We start from the raw sequence: 15,586 nt of genomic DNA on the forward strand, positions 1-15,586 counted from the left end.
CCCCACCGCCCCACCAACCCCTCGGCCTCCCCCGCCGAGCACCCCACCGACACCATCCCCCCACGACCCGCCAGCACCCGCCGGATCGGACCACCCCGCGCCACCACCAACCGCGCCGCATCCCCCAAACTCAACGCACCCGCCACACACGCCGCCGCGATCTCCCCCTGCGAATGCCCCACCACCGCCGACGGCACCACCCCCACCGACCGCCACACCTCCGCCAGCGACACCATCACCGAGAACAACGCCGCCTGCACCACCTCGTCCCGCTCCAACAGCACCCCCGCACCCCCACCGGGACCACTACCGGGACCGCTGCGCAGCACCTCCCCCAACGGGAAATCCACCAACGGCTCGAACGCCGCCACACACTCCTCCACCCGCGCCGAAAACACCGGCGACTCCACCAGCAGACCCGCCGCCATCCCCGCCCACTGCTGCCCCTGACCCGGGAACACGAAGACCGGGCCCGGGTTCGTCGTCGTCGCGGAGCCCTCCACGAGGGTGTCCGCGGGCTCCCCGGCGGCCAGCGCCTCCAGGCCCGTACGCAGGTCCTTCCGGCCGGAGCCGACGACGACGGCGCGATGCCTCAGGGTGGCGCGCCCGGCGGCGAGGGACAGGCCGACGTCGGCGTCGGCGACCTCCGGCTCCGCGTCGAGGCGCGCGAGCAGTCCCGCCGCCATGGCGCGCAGCGCCGGGCGCGACTTGGCCGACAACGGCCACGCGACGGCCGGCAGGTCCGCGGACGGACGCACTACGGGCTCTTCGTCACCGGGCACTTCGTCACCGGCCTCCCCCGCGGTCTCGGCCGGCGCCTGCTCGATCAGCGCGTGCGCGTTGGTGCCGCTGATGCTGAAGGACGAGACTCCAGCCCGGCGCGGCCCGCCCGTCGACGGCCACGGCGTCGTCTCGGTCAGCAACCTGACGTCGCCCGCGGACCAGTCGACGTGCGGGGTGGGCTCGTCGATCCCGATGCTCGGCGGCATGACGCCGTTGCGCATGGCCATGACCGTCTTGATCACCCCGGCGATGCCCGCGGCGGCCTGGGTGTGGCCGATGTTCGACTTCACCGAGCCCAGATACAGCGGACGTTCCCGGTTCCGGCCGTACGTGGCCAGCAGCGCCTGGGCCTCGATGGGGTCGCCGAGACGGGTGCCCGTCCCGTGCGCCTCCACCATGTCCACGTCCGACGGCGCCAGCCCGGCGGCGGCCAGCGCCTGCCGGATCACCTGCTGCTGGGCGGCTCCGTTCGGCGCGGTCAGGCCGTTGGACGCGCCGTCCTGGTTCACCGCGCTGCCGCGTACGACGGCCAGGACCTCGTGACCGGCGCGGCGGGCGTCCGACAGCCGCTCCAGGACGAGCATCCCCACGCCTTCGGCGAAGGAGGTCCCGTCCGCGGCGGCGGCGAACGCCTTGCAGCGGCCGTCCGCGGCGAGCCCGCCCTGGCGGGTGAACTCGACCAGCAGCGCGGGCGTCGACATCACCGCGACGCCCCCGGCCAGCGCCACCGAGATCTCGCCCCGGCGCAGCGCGTGACACGCGTCGTGCAGGGCGACCAGCCCGGACGAGCACGCCGTGTCGATCGTGACCGCGGGACCCCGCAGGTTGAACGTGTACGCGATCCGCCCCGACGCGATGGCGTTCGTGTTGCCGTTGACGAGGAACCCGCCGAGTCCGGGCGTCCCCCGGCTCGACGTGGCCATCGGGATCGCGTAGTCGCCGGCCATCATGCCGACGTAGACGCCGGTGGCGCTGCCGCCCAGCGACTCGGGCGGGATGCCCGCCCGTTCGAGCGCCTCCCAGACGATCTCCAGCAGCAGGCGGTGCTGTGGATCCATCGCCACCGCCTCGCGCGGCGAGATCTCGAAGAACTCGGCGTCGAAGCAGGCGGCGTCGTGGAGGAAGGCGCCGTGCCGCGAAGCGCACCGCGACGCCGGGTCCTCGCTGTCGGGGCCGAGCGCGGCGAGGTTCCAGCCGCGGTCCTCGGGGAACCCGGTGACGCCGCTGTCCCCGTTCTCGACCAGCCGCCAGAGGTCCTCGGGCGAGCGGACGTCACCGGGGAACCGGCAGGCCATGCCCACGATCGCGATCGGCTCCGCGTGGCTCCCCTCGGCCTCCGCGAGACGCTCCCTGGTCTCCAGCAGTTCCGCTGTCACGCGCTTGAGGTAGCCGCGCAGTCTCTCCTCGTTTTCGGCGCCCACGGACAACTCTCCCCTCGTCCCCCCGCGCGCAGATCTCGGATCGCGCCGGAGCCCCGCCCCGTCTGTCGGCTCACGACGGAATCACGCTGCCTGCGCATCCTCTGGCTGCGCCGGGGACAGGGTCCAGGCAGAATTAGCGGCGAAACCTGTTACACATTGCGGATCGGCAGAAAGTGCCGGATAACGGGCTCTGGCCGGTCACTTCGGATAGTCGCCATCGGTTCTGCCTGGACCCCGCCCGCGTGAGTGCGCATGATCCGGTCGCATCCCCGGTGAATCCGACGCCGGGCATCGTGCTCAGACCGACGGAGGTCCGACTGTGGTCTTCAAACCCACCCGCGGCGATCTGCCCGCCCGTTTCGGCCCGGGGATCCCGAACGTGCCGCCGATCGGGCCGTCGACGCTCGACGCCGACGTCTACCGGGACCCCGAGCGCTTCGAGCAGGAACGGCTCCGGGTCCTCAACCGGAGCTGGCAGATCATCTGCCGTTCCAGCGAGATCCCCGGTCCCGGTGACCACCACGTGTGGGAGGGCCATGGAGAGAGCATCGTCGTCACCCGGCGCAAGGACGGCGGGCTGGCCGGCTTCCACAACGTCTGCCAGCATCGCGGCACCCGGATCGTGGTCGAGAACGGCGTCGGGGCACGCCGGTTCACCTGCCGCTGGCACAACTGGGCCTACGACGTCGAGGGCAGGGTGATCGGCGTTCCGGATCGGCCCGACTTCGACCGCGCCACTCTGGACGGCCTGTGCTCCCCCGCCGTCGAACTCGACGAATGGGGCGGCTGGGTGTGGGCGGTCCTGGCGGGGCCGGGCGTGGCGGGGCCGCTGCTCGACTGGATCGGCCCGGAGCTCGCCGGCGACCTCGGGGCCTTCCGCATGGAGGACATGAAGCTCGTCGAGAAGGTCGAATGGGAGGTCGACGTCAACTGGAAGGTCGTCATCGACGCCTTCAGCGAGTTCTACCACGCGCAGGCGCTGCACCAGATCCCCGCCGCCGACGTGAAGGACGCCCGGCAGGCGACGATGGACGTCTTCGGCCGCAACGGCATGATGGTCGTGCCGTTGATGGGCGTGCTGGAGGAGCTACGCCGGACGCTCGACCACACCTCCCTCGCGATCTGCAACTACAACCTGTTCCCCAGCGCGGTCTTCAACTGCCACAACGTGCACACCCAGCTTTTCCGCTCGGTGCCGCTCGGCGTGAACAGGACCCGCTTCGAGGCGTGGGAACTGCAGTACGACACGGACGACGAGGACTACCAGGACATCGCGGAGATGCTCTGGGAGGGCATCAAGGCCGTGGTGCAGCAGGACGTCGACGAATGGGTCAACGTCGCGGCCGTCGCCCGGTCGTCGGCGTACCGGCGGAACATCTTCAACGAACGCGAGTGCCTGATCACCCACTTCCACCGGGTCTGCGATGACATGCTCACCGGGGGCGACGGGCTGGGTCTCGAACCCGAGCGGACGATGGCGCGGCCGCCCCGATCGTGAGCGGGCCCGCGTGACGGCCGGCCCGGCGCGGGTGCCGCCGGGCCGGCCGGACTACCGGATTGGTCCGCAGTGCTTCGGCCTTCAGGCCGGGGGTGGAGCGGACTTGCTTGCGTAGCCGGGCAGGAAAAGCCGATCCGCGGCCAAGGCGGATCGGCGTCCAGGAGGGCTCAGACGGGGCGGTTCTGCTGCTCAATGTACTGGTGCAGGACGCTGATCGGTGTGCCGTCCACGCTTCCCGCGAAGTAGGAGCCCGACCACAGCTTGTTCGCTCGGTAGTAGGGGCGGGCCAGTTCGGGGAACTCCTGTCGTATCCGGCGGGAGGAGACGCCCTTGAGGCTGTTGACGAGCCGGAACAGGGCGATCTTGGGCGGAAAGTCCACCAGCAGGTGTACGTGGTTGGCCTCGCCGTTGAACTCGGCCAGTTCGGTCTCGAAGTCGGCGCAGACGTCCCGCATGATCTGCTCCATGCGTTCCAGGTGTGCCCCGGTGAATACCCGATGCCGGAACTTGGTCCCGAAAACCAAGTGGGCCCGCGGGACGAAAACGCAATTTCTTCCGGTTCTGATGTCTCAATATTCGATCACAGGCCGATTGATATGGTCACGGTGTGCAGCTCAGGTACAACTTCCGCCTCTATCCGACGCCGGGCCAGCGTCACGCTCTGGCCCGTGCGTTCGGGTGTGCGCGGGTGGTGTTCAACGACGGGCTGCGCGCACGGCAGGACGCTCGGGAACAAGGCATGCCGTACATCTCGGACGGGGAGTTGTCCAAGCGGGTCATCACGCAGGCGAAGAAGACCCCCGATCGTGCCTGGCTGGGCGAGGTGTCCGCCGTGGTGTTACAGCAGGCGCTGGCGGACCTGAACAAGGCGTACTGGAACTTCTTCGACTCGGTCACCGGAAAGCGGAAGGGCCCGAAGATCGCCCCGCCCCGCTTCCGGTCACGCAAGGACAACCGGCAGGCGATCCGCTTCACGAAGAACGCCCGGTTCTCCCTCGCCCCTGGCGGGAAGCTGCGCCTGCCGAAGATCGGTGACATTCCAGTCCGCTGGTCACGGGACCTGCCCACCGAACCGTCCAGCGTGACGGTGGTCAAGGACGCGGCCGACAGGTACTTCGCCTCGTTCGTCATCGAGACCGGCAAGGCCCCGCTTCCGGAGACGGCCGCCGAAGTGGGGATCGACCTCGGGCTGTCCCACTTCGCCGTCACCTCTGACGGCCGGAAGGTGGACAACCCGCGTTTCCTCCGCCGCGCCGAGCGGCGCCTGCGCAAGGCACAGCAGGAGCTCTCCCGTAAGGAGAAAAGTTCAGCGAACCGCCAGAAGGCCAGGGCCAAGGCCGCCACGGCACATGCCAGGGTGGCCGATGCGCGCCGTGACTGGGCACACAAGCTCTCCACCCAGATCATCCGTGATAACCAAGCGGTGTACGTGGAGAACCTCGCCGTGTCCGGCCTCGGGCGCACCCGCCTTGCCAAGTCCGTTCACGATGCGGGCTGGTCGCAGTTCGTCGCAATGCTGGAGTACAAGGCGGCGCGGTACTGCCGCCACTTCGCCAAGATCGACCGATGGTTCCCCTCCTCCAAGCTCTGCTCTGGCTGCGGGACCGTCGCCGAATCGATGCCGCTTGCGATCCGGTCGTGGACCTGCCCGTGCGGGGCGGTCCACGACCGGGACATCAATGCGGCGATCAACATCGTGGCCGCCGGACGGGCGGACAGGCTAAATGCCTGTGGAGCGCGGGTAAGACCGGGGCCTGCCCCGGCACAGCGCGAGGAAGCAGGAAGCTTCAGAGGTGCCGCATGAAGCGGCACGGGCTGAATCCCCGGCCTTCAAGGCCGGGGAGCGCGTCAAAGCACGCGGAGCCGCCCCCAGAGGGCGGACCACCGCTCCCGCTGCTCCTCGCACAGCCAGATCGGGGCGCCCTGGAACGTGTTCCTCACGTTCAGGCCGTTGTCGACCGCCGCGACGCGGCGGACCCGGGTGAAGGAGTCGCGCAGCCGGGCCGGCGGGTCTCCGACGTACAGCGTGACCGTGGCGTCGTCGGGGGGCGGGCCGAAGTACCAGAAACCCCGGTGCGGGCTGTAGCCGTGCGGCAGCCCGCGTGCGGGGCCGTAACGCTCGATCGCGCTCGCGCTCCAGTAGTGGCCGGTGACGACCACGGTGCGCCTCCGGACCTCCGGCGGCAGGGCCCGGTACGCCCCGGCCACCGCGTCGGCGAGCTCCGGCCAGCCGACGCTCTCGGCGTTGACGAGGTTCTCCGCGCCGTCCTGCCCGGCGAGGGTCTCCACCGGCCGCACCGGCAGCACCGCGAGCACCATGGCCGCCGACAGCACGGCCAGGGGCCACGCCACCCATACCGGCCACCGGCCGCGTACGCGGTCGAGACCCACCGCGCCCGCGGCCCACAGTGCCGGGAACAGCCCCGTCACGTAGTAGCCGGCGCCGAAGGTGAGGACGAACACCAGAACCAGCCCGGCCAGGGCCCACCCGAGGAAGCGATACTCGGGCGTCCGGAGCGCGCGCCACAGTCCGTACACGAGCAGCGGCGTGCCGAGGACGCCCGCCGAGCCCAGCAACAGCAGGAAGAACCCCGCCGGGCTGTGCTCCCCGGCCAGCACGGCGCCCAGCTCCAGCTGGGGCCAGCCGTTGCGGGCCTGCCACAGCACGGCCGGGACGCAGGACAGCGCCGCCACCGCCATGCCGGCGAGGAACCACCGGCGCCGCAGCAGCTCGCGCGGCCCGGCGGCCGCGATCGCCACGCCCGCGACCAGCCAGAAGAACACGATCGTGTACTTGCCCTGCAGCGCGAGCCCGGTGACCAGTCCCGACCACAGCAGCAGCCGGTCGTCGCGCAGCCGGACCCAACGGACCAGCAGCCAGGTGACGACGATCCACAGGAACGTGTCCACGGGCGTGGTGGCGAGCACGTGCCCGCCCGCGCCCAGCACCGGCGACCCGGCGACGGCGACGGCGGTCAGCAGCTGCGCCCGCCGGGTGCCGCCCATCTCACGGGCGATCGCCGCGGCGAACAGCACTCCGCCCACGGCGCACACCAGGGCGGGCAGCCGCATCACCGCCAACGATCCCGGAGCGACGACGTCCATCGCCCGCGCGAGCAGCGGCAGCAAGGGGGGCTGGTCGGCGAATCCCCAGTCGAGGTGGTGACCCGCGGCCCAGAAGTACAGCTCGTCTCCGAAGTAGCCGTACCGCCCGCCGGTCAGCGCGAGCGCCAGGCCGAGCGCGCCCGCCACGGCGAGCACCGGCCAGGAGCCGGCGACGCCCGCGGCGGCCCGTCGCGGGGCGCGTACGCCGGCGGGCTCGTCCACGGCGGCCCCCGCCCCCGCTCCCACGCCGGCTCCCACCCCCGCGCTCGCCCCGGCGCTCACCGAGACTGGTCCGGGTGGGCCCGGCCGAGCTGCCCGGCGATGACGTCGGCGACGGCCGTCCAGTGCTCCTTCAGGTAGAAGTGCCCGCCCGGGAACACGTGCATCCGGAACTCGCCGGAGGTGTGGTCGCGCCACGCGTCGACCTCGTCCGCGCTCGCCTTGGGATCGTCGTCGCCGGTCAGCGCGATCGTGGGGCAGCCGAGCCTCGGCCCGGGCCGGTACCGGTAGGTCTCGACCGCCCGGTAGTCGCTCCGCAGCGCCGGCAGGATCATCTCGACCACCTCCGGGTCGTCCAGGACCCGCGCGTCCGTGCCGCTCAGCCGCTTCATCTCGGCGACGAGAGCGCTGTCACCGCCCAGGTGCACGATCTCGTCGTCGTGGCGGTCCCGCGAGGGGGCCCGCCTGCCCGACACGAACAGCGCCGCGGGGTCGAGACCGCGCCGCCGCTTCATCCGGGTCGCCACCTCGAAGGCGATCATCGCGCCCATGCTGTGCCCGAAGAGCGCGACCGGCCCGCCCATGAGGGGTTCCAGCGCGTTGAAGGCCTCGTCGGCGAGCTCGTCGATGGTGGACAGGCAGCGCTCGCGCAGCCGGTCCTGCCGTCCGGGGTACTGCAACGCCAGCACCCGGTTGCTGGACCGCAGCAGGCCCGACAGCGTGGAGAAGTAGCTCGCCGATCCGCCCGCGTGCGGGAAGCAGACGAGGGTGGCGGACCCCGCGGGTCCGTGCGTCCCGGGTCCGTCGTGGTAGCGGCGGATCCACACGTCATCGAGGAGTGTCTCGGTCAAGGGTGCTTCCGATCGTCGAGGGAGATCGTCGCGGGGAACCGCGCGAACGAGGTCAGGGGTCACTCGGGGAGTCGCTCAGCCGGTCACCCGGTGAATCACTCAATGAGTCACTCGGTGAGCACTCAGGGGGTCGTTCAGGTCACGAACAGCCGGTCCCGCCCCAGCGCGGGAGGGACGTGGTCGCCCACGTACGCCGCCAGACCGGCGAGGAGGCGGTCGATGTCGTCGTCGTCGTTGTACGGGGCGAGCCCGACGCGCACCCCGCCCCGGTCGCCCAGGCCCAGCCGCCGGGACGCCTCGGCGGCGTAGAAGGTGCCGGACTCGGTGTCGATGCCGAGGGCCGCGAGGTGGTGCGAGACGTCCCGGGGGTCGTGCCCCGCCACGCTCAGCAGCAGGGTGGGCGTCCGGCTGGCGGCCCGGGAGTGCACCGTGACCTGGGGCAGCTCGGCGAGCCCCCGCTCCAGCCGGAGCCGGAGCGCGTCCTCGTGCGCCTCGATCGCGCCCAGCGCGGCCACGAGGCGCTCCCGGCGGGTGCCCGCCCGCACGGGGCTCAGCCCGGCCAGGAAGTCCACCGCCGCCCGGACCCCCGCGAGCACCTCGTACGGCAGGATGCCGAGCTCGAAGCGCTCGGGCACAACGTCGGTCGCGGCAGGCAGTTTGTCGGGGCTCAAGGTGCGCAGCAGCTCCGGCCGCGCGGCCAGCACCCCGAGGTGCGGCCCGAAGAACTTGTACGCGGAGCAGGCGACGAAGTCGGCGCCGAAGCTGTCGAAGTCGACGCTGACGTGCGCGCTGTAGTGGGCGGCGTCGACGTAGCACAGCGCGCCCGCCTCGTGCGCCAGCCGGGTGATCTCCCGGACCGGCGGCCTGGTGCCGATCAGGTTCGAGGCGGCGGTCACGGCGACGAGGCGGGTCCGGTCCGACAGGACCCGCCGGACGTGGTCCGCCGTCAGCTCGCCGGTCTCCGGGTCGAAGTCGGCCCACCGGACGGTCGCCCCGGCCTGGGCCGCCGCCAGCACCCACGGCTGGACGTTGGACTCGTGGTCGAGCCGGGTCACCACCACCTCGTCACCGGGAGCCCAGGTCTTGGCCAGCGTCCGGGAGAACTCGTGGGCGAGCTGGGTGGCGTTCCGCCCGAACACGATCCCGCCCGGGTCCGCGCCGAAGAAGTCGGCGAGCGCCTGCCGCGCCTGGACGACGATGGCGTCCGCGTTGCGCCCGCCGGTGGTGTTGCTGCTCCGGTTGGCGAGCGGGCTGGACATCGCCTCCACGATCGCGTCGATCACCGCCCGCGGCACCTGCGGGCCGCCGGGGCCGTCGAAATGGGCCGAGCCCGCCCCGAGCGCGGGAAACTCGGCCCGTAAGGCGGCGACGTCGTACGGATGGAAGACGGTCACGTGTGCCCCCAGATCGAAACAGACAGCGGAGAAAGATTCCGCCTGGCGGGATCATTCACCCCCGCACTCCGCGGAACCAGGCAGAAACGGCGGAGAAGCTGCCGGCGCACCGGCCACCTCGCAGGTCTCACGTCCGGTCGTCGGCCGCGGCGCGGCCGGCCAGCCGGTCGAGCGCCGCGAGGACCCTCCCGGCGCCGTCCTCGGCGGCGATCCGCCCGCTCAGCGCTTCGGCCGCCGCCCGGTACCCGGGCCGGGACACCGCCGCGGAGATCGCCGCGGTGAGGCGGTCGACGCTGAGCTTCCGGTACGGAACCGGCGCGGGACCGGCACCCAGCGCCTCGATTCGGCCGCCCCAGAACGGCTGGGAGCCGAGGATGGGGATGGTCACGGTGGGCACGCCGGCGCGGAGCCCGGCGGCGGTCGTGCCGGCCCCCGCGTGGTGGACCACCGCGGCCATCCTCGGGAACAGCCACTCGTGCGGCGTCTCGCCGATCGTGACGACGTCGTCGGAGTGGCCGGTCAGCCCGGCCCACCCGGCCTGGAGCACGCCGCGCCGCCCGGTGCGCCGCAGCGCCTCGCCGACGATCCCAGCGATCTTCTCGGCCTCCTGCCCGGACATGCTCCGGCTGCCGAAGCCGACGAAGACCGGGGGCGGCCCCGCGGCGAGGAAGTCCGCGAGATCCGCGGGCGGCCGCCAGCCGGGCGCGACCGCAGGCCAGAGGTAGCCGGACATCTCCATCGTCTCCGGCCAGTCCGCCGGCCGGGGCAGCGCGGCCGGGCTGATCCCGTGCAGCACCGGCGTCCGCGCGATCTGCCGGGCGATCTCCCGCCGGCTCAGCGCGGGCAGTCCCAGCCCCGCGCGCAACTGGTTCGTCGCGCCGTCCAGCAGCAGCGAGAAGACGCCGTTCATCAGGTGATGGGCGGTGCGGTTGCCCCACGGCCCCAGCGAACGGCTGATCGGCAGGTAGGTCGGCGGATACTCCGCGGTGGGATAGAGCGGGTCGAGGAACACGCCGGCGCAGGGGATGCCGAGGCTCTCGGCGACCTGAAGCCCCGGCATCGCGGGCAGCGACAGCAGCAGGACGTCCGGCCGGTGCGACCGGGCGGCGTCGAGGATGACCCGGCCGCGGTCGAGCACCGACTCCCGCATGCTCCGGATCGCCTGCCTGCCGTCCTCGGCCTGGGTCCACCCGCCGGCCGCCGCCGGGTCGCCGGAGACCTCCCGGAACTCGGCGCCGGTGGCGCGGACCATGCCGGCGAACCGGGGATAGGCCGCGACGGCGACCTCGTGCCCGCCCTCCCCCAGCCGGGCCGCGAGCCCTGTGTACGGCGCGACGTCGCCCATCGTGCCCAGCGCGACGATCAGTACTCGCATGGGGATCCTCCCGGCTGCCGGCGGCCGTCGTACGCGGTCACGCGTCGAACTCCTGGTGCCGCGCGGTGAGCTTCTCCAGGGTGGGCACCACGTCGGCCGGGCTCGGGTCACTCGCCATCTCGGCCTGGAGCCGCTCGGCGCCGTCGGCGAACCGCTCCTCCGCCAGCAGCCGCTCCAGCCCGCCACGCAGCGCGGCCGGAGTCAGCGCGTCCTGCGGGACCATCAGTCCGGCGCCGATCTCGGCGGTCCGCCGCGCCCGGTAGAAGTTGTCCCAGACCGAGGGGAAGACGAACTGCGGCACGCCGTACGCGGCCGCCGTGGACCAGGTCCCCGCGCCGCCGTGGTGGGCGATGGCCGAGCAGGTGGGCAGCAGCGCGTGCAGCGGGACGAAGTCCACCGCGCGGACGTTGTCCGGCAGCGTCGCGGCCCGTTCGCGCTGTTCGGCGTTCAGGGTCGCGACGACCTCGACGTCCAGGTCGCCGAGCGCGTCGAACAGGCCGGTGAGGGAGCCGACGAGGTAGTCCGCGCCGTCCCTGGCGGTCAGCCCGACGGTCACGCACAAGCGCGGGCGCTCCGGCGGCCGGCGCAGCCAGCCGGGCAGCACCGAGGTGCCGTTGTACGGGACGTAGCGCATGGGCACCGTGGGCTCGCCGAGCGGCAGCCGGATGCTGACCGGCATCTGGTCGATCGTCCAGTGCCCGCGGACCACGGTCTCGTCGAAGGTCAGATCATGGCGGTCGAGCACCTCGCCGAGCCAGTCGGCCAGGGGGTCGCGGTGCGGTCCGCCCGGCCGGGCGGCGAGATGGCCCAGGAACGCCACCCGCTGGTCGAGGAACAGGTCCGCACCCCAGAGCAGCCGGGCGTGCGCCGCCCCCGCCGCCCTGGCGGCGATCGCCCCCGCGAACGTGAACGGCTCCCAGATCACCAGGTCCGGCCGCCAGTATCGGGCGAAGTGCACCAGGTCGTCGATCATGGCGTCACCGTTGACGTGCGCGAAGAACGCCTTCGGCAGCATGTCGTGGAGCGCGCCGACGAACTCCGCGGAGTGCACCTCGGGACGGGCGGGGTCGAGGTCGACGGCGTTCCACGGCGTGCCGGCGTCGTCGACCTCGACACCCGACATCGCCCCGCCCATCTCCCGGTCGTCGCCGACCGGTACGGCGGTCAGCCCGGCCGCGGTGATCGTACGGGTGAGGGCGGGCTGGCTCGCCACCCGCACCTCGTGCCCGGCGGCCCGCAAAGCCCAGGCCAGCGGGACGGAACCGAGATAATGGGCGTCCAGGGCGAACGATGTGAACAGAACACGCAAAACGATCAGTCTCCTCCGGATTCATGACGTCGTCGGTTGCCTGGGAGGCGGTGCCAGGCCTGGGAGCGGGCCTTGATGACAGGCCCACTGAGGTGTCCGCGAACTTGGCCGGGTCGGTCACCGCGCCTGCCTTGTCGGTAACCGCACCGGCCTGGTCGGTAACCACGCTGACTTGGTCGGTCACTGCGCCGGCTTGGTCGGTCATCGGGCTGGCTTAGTCGGTCACTGCGCCGGCCTGGTCCATCACTGCGCTTCGCCGGCCTGGTCCATCGCTGCGCTTCGCCGGCCTGGTCGGTCACTGCGCCGGAAGGAACCTCCGGTCCTCGCGAAGCCCGCTTCGCTGGGCCTTCGCTGCGGTCCTCGGTCCCTTCCGCTCCGCTCCCTCCACCCCGGTGAACGTTGGCGGACAGCGCACTAGGAGGCCGCGCCGATCGCCCGGTCGATCAGCGCGAACATCTCGTCGTCGGTGGCGTCGTCCACGGCCGCCGAGCCGACCGCGGGGGCGCCGGTCGCTCCCGCGGCGTGCCTGGCGGTCAGGGCCTTCAGCCGGGCGACGAGCGCCGCCCGCTCCGCGTCCGTCACGGCCGGCGAGCCGAGAGCCTCGTCCAGGTCGTCGAGCCGGGCCAGCAGCGCCTCGGCCGCGCCGGGCCCGTCGGGGTCCGGTTCGTCCGTCAGTAGCTGTGGCCGCAGGTAGGCGACGAGATCCGCCGGCGTGGGATGGTCGAACACCAGCGTCGCGGGCAGCCGCAGCCCGGTCGTCTCGGCAAGCCGGTTGCGCAGGTCCACCGCGAGCAGCGAGTCGAACCCGAGGTTCTTGAACGACTGGGCGGGATCCACGGCGGTGCCCGGCTCGTACCCCAGCACCATCGCCACGTGCCCGAGGACCAGGTCGGTGAGCGTCCGATGCCGCCGCGCCGCGGGCATGGCCGCCAATCGGTCCGCCAGCGACTCCACCGCCACGGGCGCGGCCGCCGCCGCCCGCCTCCGGGTCATGCCGCGCAGCAGCGAGGACGACACCTCGCCGAGATCGAGGCGGATCGGCACCAGGACGGCGTCGTCGCGGGCGACGGCCGCGTCGAACAACGCCAGGCCCAGCTCGGCGGACATCGGCAGGACCCCACTGCGGGCCATCCGGCCCCGCCCGCCGGCCTCGCCCGCGCGGCCCGCCATCCCGCCGGCCTCCGCCCAGACGCCCCAGGCCAGCGACGTCGCGGGCAGTCCTTCGGCCCGCCGCCGGACCGCGAGCGCGTCGAGGAAGGCGTTGGCCGCGGCGTAGTTGCCCTGGCCCGGCCCGCCGAACGTGCCCGCCGCCGAGGAGAACAGGATGAACGCGGACAGGTCGGCGTCACGCGTCAGCTCGTGCAGGTTCACCGCGGCGTCCACCTTGGCCGCGAACACCGTGTCGATCCGCTCCGGCGTGAGAGATTCGATCACCCCGTCGTCGACCACCCCCGCGGCGTGGATCACCGCGGTCAGCGGGTGGTCGAGCCCCGCGAGGACCCTTTCCAGCTCCCCGCGGTCGGAGGCGTCGCAGGCGGCGAACGTCACCGACGCGCCCGCCTCGGCGAGGCCGGCGGCGAGTTCGTCGGCCCCGGGCGCGGCGGAGCCACGGCGGGACAGGAGCAGCAGGTGCCGCGCGCCGTGCGCGGCGACCAGATGCCGGGCCACCACCGGGCCCAGGCCGCCGCTGCCGCCGACGATCAGCACCGTGCCCTCGGGGTCGAGCGGGCGCGACGGCGCGGCGGGCGCCTCCCGCACCCGGGTCAGCCGCAGGGCGTACGGCCTGCCGTTCCGTACGGCCAGTTGAGGTTCCCCCGTCGCCGCCGCCGCGGCCACTGCCGTCGTGCAGTCGTCCCGGCCGCGATCACGGTCCGTGTCGCGGTCGCGACCATCGTCATGGCCGTGGTCGCGGTCGGGGCCTTGGCCGTGGGCGTGAGCGGGGTCGTTGTCATGGGCGTGATCATGGTTACGGGTGTCGTCGACGTCGACGAGTACGAAGCGGCCGGGGTGCTCGGCCTGCGCCGCCCTGACCAGTCCCCACACCGCCGCCTGTCCCGGGTCGCCCTCAGCGCCTCGGGTGACGACGACCAGTTTCGCGTCCGCGAACCGTTCCTCCGCCAGCCATCGCTGCGCCAGGGCCAGGACGCGGCGCGTGTTCAGGCGGGCGGCCGACGCCGTGTCGCCGTCCCCTTCTCCGTCGGCATCTCCGCCAGCGTCTCGGTCGGCCGCCTCTGCACCGGCCGCCTCTCCAGCGGCGGCGCTCAGATCGATGGCGACCGCGGCGGGCACCTGCTCGGGCACGTCGTCGAGGTCGTCGGCGAAGAGGATCGCGGCGGCGGGCGGCGCGTCCACGGGCACCCACTCCGGGCGGAAGAGGCAGTCCGCGCCGGGGGCGCGCGTCCCGGGCAGCCGGTCGGCCGAGAACGGCCTGGCCACGACGGATCCCACCGAGGCGACCGGCACGCCTCGCGCGTCGCAGATGTCGAGCGAGCACGCCTCCTCGCCCCGCTGCACGATGCGGACGCGCAGATCCGTGGCCCCCGACCGGTGGAGTGCGACGTCCGTCCAGGAAAACGGCAGCCGCGGCGCCGGCGCGCCGTCCCCATCACGGCCGACGAACATCGCGTGCAGCGCCGCGTCGAACAGGGCCGGGTGCAGGCCGTACCCATCGGCCATGTCGAAAGCGGCCGCACCGGAGGCGGCGTCCTGTGCCAGGCTCACCTCCGCGTAGGTCTCGTCCCCCTGCCTCCACACACGGCGCAGCCCTTGGAAGGCGGGGCCGTAGTGGAATCCGCTGTCGCCGAGACGGTCGTACAGGCCGTCGACGTCGAGCTCGGGGGCGGGCGGCGGCCAGCGCGTGAGCGAGACGGCCTCGCCACCGGGGCGGGACGCGAGGAAGCCCACGGCGTGCGTCGTCCAGCCGGCGTCGTCGGGCTCGTCCTCGCCGAGGGAGTACACGGCGATCCCGCGTCGTCCCGCGTCGTCCGGCGCGTCGACGACGACCTGCAGCCGCACTCCGCCGTCGGGCGGGAGGGCCAGGGGCGACTGCAGCGTGAGCTCTTCGAGCAGGTCGCAGCCGGTCTGCCGGCCCGCGTGCAGGGCGAGCTCGACGAGCGCCGTCCCGGGCAGGAGGGGGACGTCGTGCACCGCGTGGTCGGCCGGCCAGGCATACGTGCCGAGGGAGAGCTTCGCCGTGAACAGGAAGCCGCCGGACGCCGGCAGCGGCGCCGCGGCGTCGAGCAGCGGGTGGCCGGGCTCGGACAGGCCGAGCCCCGCGGCGTCCCGCTCCCGCCGCGCGGGGGCGTCGAGCCAGAACCGGCGCCGCTGGAACGCGTATGTGGGCAGGTCGATCGTCTTCCCCCCGCCGCCGAGAAGGGCGGTCCAGTCGACGGTGGCGCCGTGGGTGTAGGCCTCGGCCGCCGACGTCACAAACCGAGTGAAACCGCCGTCGCCCCGCCGCAACGAGCCGACCACCCCCGCCTCGACACCCGCCTCCTCGACAACCCCCCGCAACCCCAACCCCAGCACCGGATGCGCCCCACACTCCACGAACAACCGGTAACCATCACCCAGCAACGACCCCACCGCACCCGCGAAATCCACCGGCCGCCGCAAATTCTCAAACCAATAC

Annotated in this window: 10 protein-coding genes; 2 read left to right on the forward strand and 8 right to left on the reverse strand. The window is 72.8% G+C overall.

The genetic code is table 11. The annotated features are described in order from the left end of the window. Positions 1–2,204 (reverse strand): type I polyketide synthase (locus HHX37_RS35100; protein WP_220503402.1); only part of this gene is annotated, 2,204 nt, incomplete at its 3' end. Positions 2,205–2,523: 319 nt separating this feature from the next. Here HHX37_RS35100 and HHX37_RS35105 point away from each other — a divergent pair. Further along, entirely contained in the window at positions 2,524–3,702 is a 1,179-nt protein-coding gene (locus HHX37_RS35105) for an aromatic ring-hydroxylating oxygenase subunit alpha (RefSeq protein ID WP_182888143.1), read from the forward strand. A gap of 167 nt (positions 3,703–3,869) precedes the next feature. Here the strand turns inward: HHX37_RS35105 and tnpA are convergent, their stop codons facing one another. Then, on the reverse strand, positions 3,870–4,268 hold the full coding sequence (gene tnpA / locus HHX37_RS35110; protein WP_182888150.1) for an IS200/IS605 family transposase: 399 nt from the start codon (positions 4,266–4,268) through the stop codon (positions 3,870–3,872). A gap of 41 nt (positions 4,269–4,309) precedes the next feature. On the opposite strand from tnpA, the gene HHX37_RS35115 reads away from it, so the two are divergent. Then, complete coding sequence (locus HHX37_RS35115) at positions 4,310–5,506, forward strand: RNA-guided endonuclease InsQ/TnpB family protein (protein WP_182888144.1); 1,197 nt, start codon at positions 4,310–4,312, stop codon at positions 5,504–5,506. Positions 5,507–5,550: 44 nt separating this feature from the next. On the opposite strand, the gene HHX37_RS35120 is transcribed toward HHX37_RS35115, so the two are convergent. The 6 genes from HHX37_RS35120 to HHX37_RS35145 form a co-directional block, all read right to left on the reverse strand. Further along, positions 5,551–7,053, reverse strand: coding sequence for an ArnT family glycosyltransferase (locus tag HHX37_RS35120; RefSeq protein ID WP_220503404.1), 1,503 nt, complete (start codon positions 7,051–7,053; stop codon positions 5,551–5,553). A 32-nt stretch (positions 7,054–7,085) separates the two neighbouring features. Next, positions 7,086–7,877, reverse strand: a complete 792-nt coding sequence (locus tag HHX37_RS35125) for a thioesterase II family protein (protein WP_182888145.1) — start codon at positions 7,875–7,877, stop codon at positions 7,086–7,088. Between the two features lie 134 nt (positions 7,878–8,011). Continuing rightward, positions 8,012–9,271, reverse strand: a complete 1,260-nt coding sequence (locus tag HHX37_RS35130; protein WP_182888146.1) for a cysteine desulfurase-like protein — start codon at positions 9,269–9,271, stop codon at positions 8,012–8,014. 127 nt (positions 9,272–9,398) lie between these two features. Next, positions 9,399–10,646 carry a glycosyltransferase gene (locus HHX37_RS35135; protein WP_182888147.1) on the reverse strand — a complete coding sequence of 416 codons (1,248 nt, stop codon included), beginning with the start codon at positions 10,644–10,646 and terminating at the stop codon, positions 9,399–9,401. A gap of 37 nt (positions 10,647–10,683) precedes the next feature. Further along, positions 10,684–11,955: an activator-dependent family glycosyltransferase gene (locus tag HHX37_RS35140; protein ID WP_182888148.1), complete on the reverse strand. Its 1,272-nt coding sequence runs from the start codon at positions 11,953–11,955 to the stop codon at positions 10,684–10,686. A 414-nt stretch (positions 11,956–12,369) separates the two neighbouring features. Beyond that, positions 12,370–15,586 (reverse strand): type I polyketide synthase (locus HHX37_RS35145; protein ID WP_220503405.1); only part of this gene is annotated, 3,217 nt, incomplete at its 5' end.

Origin of the sequence: Microbispora sp. H10885 (genome assembly GCF_014161415.1) — a bacterium.
Classification (GTDB): Bacteria; Actinomycetota; Actinomycetes; order Streptosporangiales; family Streptosporangiaceae; genus Microbispora; species Microbispora triticiradicis.